Origin of the sequence: Moorena sp. SIO4E2, from assembly GCF_010671945.1 — a bacterium.
Taxonomy (GTDB): domain Bacteria; phylum Cyanobacteriota; class Cyanobacteriia; order Cyanobacteriales; family Coleofasciculaceae; genus Moorena; species Moorena producens.
Map to the genome: position 1 here is coordinate 1 of NZ_JAAHIE010000649.1, position 3,676 is coordinate 3,676.

The window sequence follows — 3,676 nt, forward strand, 5'->3', positions numbered from 1 at the left end:
GAGGGAGTTATGCGGAGGTGATGAAGGGAATAAAGCATCTACAGACTCAACCGCCAGCCCATACCTCAGCCCGCATCACGGTTACTCCTCAAACCGGACGCCTATTACCCGTCCTCGAACATGTATTGTCTTTAGGAGTGGATGACGCTGGATTTGCCCCCGTACTGGTTTCTCCCAATCCTGAGTACGCATTTCAAGCTTCAGATTTTAAGCAGTTTCTCGAGCATATGATTGAGTGTGGTGAAGTCTGCAAGCAAAACTTATTGCGAGGAAAGCGATTTCCCTTCACTAACTTTGAAACAGCACTCAACGAAATCCATCGAGGTAGCCATCGTCCTTATCCCTGTGGTGCCGGTGCAGGCTACTTAAGCGTCAATGCTCAAGGAAAGCTTTATGGATGCCACCGGTTAGTTGACGATCCGAATTGGGAGATGGGGTCAATACAGCAGGGTTCTGACTATAGCGCTCGAACACAACATTTACAGCGCAGCCATGTAGACTCGATGGAACCTTGTCGCACCTGTTGGGCACGTTACCTCTGTGGTGGGGGTTGCTATCACGAAGTAAGCAAACGCGGTCGCATTGCCTGCGACTACATTCGTGGTTGGCTTGATTTCTGTCTGGCCTCCTATGCAGAACTTTCTACCCAAAAGCCTGAATATTTCCTCGACCCTGAGACTTATTTCGTCACATCACCCGAAATGATGCGCCAATAATCAGTAATTATCCATTATTTCAACAGAGAGCTTTTGATTATGAGTGAAATTCAACAGCCCCAGCGGATAGGCAACCCCCCGCAAGATCCCCAAGAGTGGAAAATTTTTCCCCGCAATTTGACAGCTAGGGCAGCTTATATAGTTCCAGGCAATCCCACAACCACCCGTCCAGAGGATGGGGTAGACAATTGCTATCCTGGACTGGAAATGGATAACCGCAATTTACAAAAATATTTTTTCCCAGGCACTTATTTTGAGGTTTATCGTTCTGATGGCGCTCGATTAGCCGCCCTAACTCCCGATGATCAGGCACAGCCATGGCGTGACATGGGCTTGACAAGTGAAGACCTCAATAAAAATCTGTATCTATGGACTCTCAAAGGTCGAACAGCCGCCAAAGAAGACCCCAACAATCCTGCCTCAATAGATTTTGTTAATGTTAAAGACAAAAGCAAGGGGCAATTGGGGGGACTTTATCCTTGGCGTAAAGCCAATGCCTTATTTCCAGGGAAGGTTGCCATTATAATTGGGCCGAAACCTCCAAAGGAAGGACCTGAACTAACGGCAGCCAAGGAAAAAATCGATGAACTTTGGCCTTCTACAGATACTTCATCGGGTAATACTGGTGGCTTTGTGGAGCGATCGCAAGGGGAATTAAAATGGGCTGTTTTAATTGCAGAACGCGCCCCCTACCTCAATGCCCAAGGAACTCTCGATCCTGATGTTTATCAACCAGGAGAACTCACCCGCACCCTCTGTACTCCGTGGACTTATGACTTTCGGGATTGTCAATGTTTTTATTGGGCATCCAACAAACCTGATGTCAATGCTAGTGAAGATGGCTCTTATCCCTATCTCAATTTTCAGCGTAAAAATTGGCAAGTCGAACCCCAAACAGAAGATATTGCATACAGCTATAAAGGTCGGCGATTGCGGGAGATCGACTATGCTGAAATGATGACTGATTGGGAGCAACTACGTCCTGTTGTCAATGGTCGGGAATGCGGTCAGTCTTACAAACCGGCAACACCTCCCCCGGGACCCTTGCTCACTCTTGAGCAGATTAAAGAAGAGATCGCCTATCTCGCCACCGTAGAACATGCCCTGGCAGTGCAGTATCTCTACGCTTACTATTCAGTAAATACTCCCAAAGATGAACCACAGGATGAGAGTTTAGAGAATTTCCGACTCTGGAAAGGAGCTCATGAGATCTTCGAGATTGCCATTGATGAAATGCGCCATTTCCGCTGGGCTAACGAAGTTCTGAAGCTCCTAGGTGCTCCCACCACTATCAAGCGAGCTACGAAGCTGGGGCGGCGCTTCCAAATACCTTTCTACCTGCAAAGTTTAACTAGTTCTCAGTTACAGTGGTTTGTTGATGTTGAACGTCCTAGTCGATCAACTGTAGCTGGTCTGGATGGCATGTATGTTGGCATACAGAGATCCTTACAGCATCTGGCTCCCGATCAATTCGAGACTCCTGAAACCCAACTTCGTGCCGTGGAGATCATCAAACTCATCATTGATGAAGGGGAAGGGCATTACGTGCGTTTTAGCACAGCCCAGCAAAACTTAGCATTCTTCAGCAATAATGATCGCGATGATTTACCGGGTTATATTCGTCCTGATAAATGGAGCCAGGAAAGTGATCAACCCAATCCAATAATCCCTGATGCTAAGATTTATGGAATTCCCCATGAGGAAAGTTTACACACAAATGGTGCTAAGTTACAACTTCAAAGTAATGTTCTTTACTGGGTACTTTTAGGTCTATTACAAATTGCCTTTGCCTGCAAGAATGAACAGTTGAGTGGTTGCGGATTGCGTCGTGCTATTGCCTTGATGATTCGCATGAATGAGGTCAACTTTGAGTTAGCGACACAAGGAATGACCCCCCTCTTTACAATCCCAGACTGGCTAGAAGAGGATCCTCCAGTCACATCCTCAGTAGCCGCTAAAACCTTGCTGAACAAACTCAAACAAGAGTTGGTGAATGCGGGGATTATCAAGGAGAGTACCCTCCCTGCTATTTCTAAAGAAATTAAATTACTGTCAGTTGGATCTGGGACTAAACAAGAGCCAGTTCTGAAGCGCACTCTGAAGAAAGGTCACGAGGACAAGGTAGAAGACGTGATTAAATACTTTGAAGATGTCGTCTGTGAAGCAGAGTTCTAATGGACTTTCATAAGCAGAATCAGCCAACAACACCGTCTATCGCTGTTGTTGGCAATGGATTAAGTGCGCTGGCTTCTGTGGCAGCTCTAGCCAAAGTGGGGCGTTCCTGTGATTTGATTGGAGACTTGACGAAAGACTCCCACGGACCTTCTCTTGTCCTCAATGATATCAGCGAGACCCTGCTTGGCATTCTATTTCCTGATATCTCCCTACAAGATTATGGATATCGGCTGACTCATCGTTGGGTAAAATGGGGGGCTTCCCACAGTCCTATGAAGGTATCCCAACCAGCTTTGGCTTTGTCTTCCAATACTCTATTGACTTTGCTCAGACAATCTCAGGTTGTGCGAGGGAGCAAAATCCATCCTATTGATCACCATCATCCCCCTGATGCTGCTACGATGAGTAAACTGTTAAGACCTTATCAGTGGGTTATACACGCTAACACGGCGACTTTACCTCCGGAGGTGAACTGGTCTATTCTAGGGGGAGGGCAACGGATAATGGTGGCGACAGAAGGGGAAAGCGTATCTGCCAATGACTCTTGCTGTTACATAGAGTCATTGGCAGATAGTTGGTTATTTTCTGCTCCGCTCTTTGAGCGTCGCAGGATTATTCAGACTTGTATCCCCTATGCTTCTACTACTCCTCAACAAGCTTTGTTGGAATCTCTCTACGAAAGTAGGGGGATCGGTTCCCACGTTAACAACGTAAATTCAATTCGCTGTTTTCCTTGTGCCCCCTATATTCGTCAACCGTTGTGCGGGATCGGATGGTTCTTGGTA

The 3,676-nt window shown here is 46.7% G+C and carries 3 protein-coding genes; all 3 read left to right on the top strand.

The genetic code is table 11. The features are described 5' to 3' along the window. The coding region (locus F6K37_RS34775) for a radical SAM protein (protein WP_287255384.1) at positions 1-716 on the top strand (716 nt) is incomplete at its 5' end. Between the two features lie 39 nt (positions 717-755). Beyond that, the gene (locus F6K37_RS34780) at positions 756-2,891 is read left to right on the top strand and encodes a ferritin-like domain-containing protein (protein ID WP_287255386.1); all 2,136 of its coding nucleotides are present in this window, start codon (positions 756-758) and stop codon (positions 2,889-2,891) included. Further along, positions 2,891-3,676 (top strand): hypothetical protein (locus F6K37_RS34785; RefSeq protein ID WP_287255389.1); only part of this gene is annotated, 786 nt, incomplete at its 3' end. The genes F6K37_RS34780 and F6K37_RS34785, both read left to right, overlap by 1 nt.

Excerpts from the sequence above, each read along its gene's own strand:
- F6K37_RS34780 (WP_287255386.1), top strand. The coding sequence starts at position 756 with ATGAGTGAAATTCAACAGCCCCAGCGGATAGGCAACCCCCCGCAAGAT.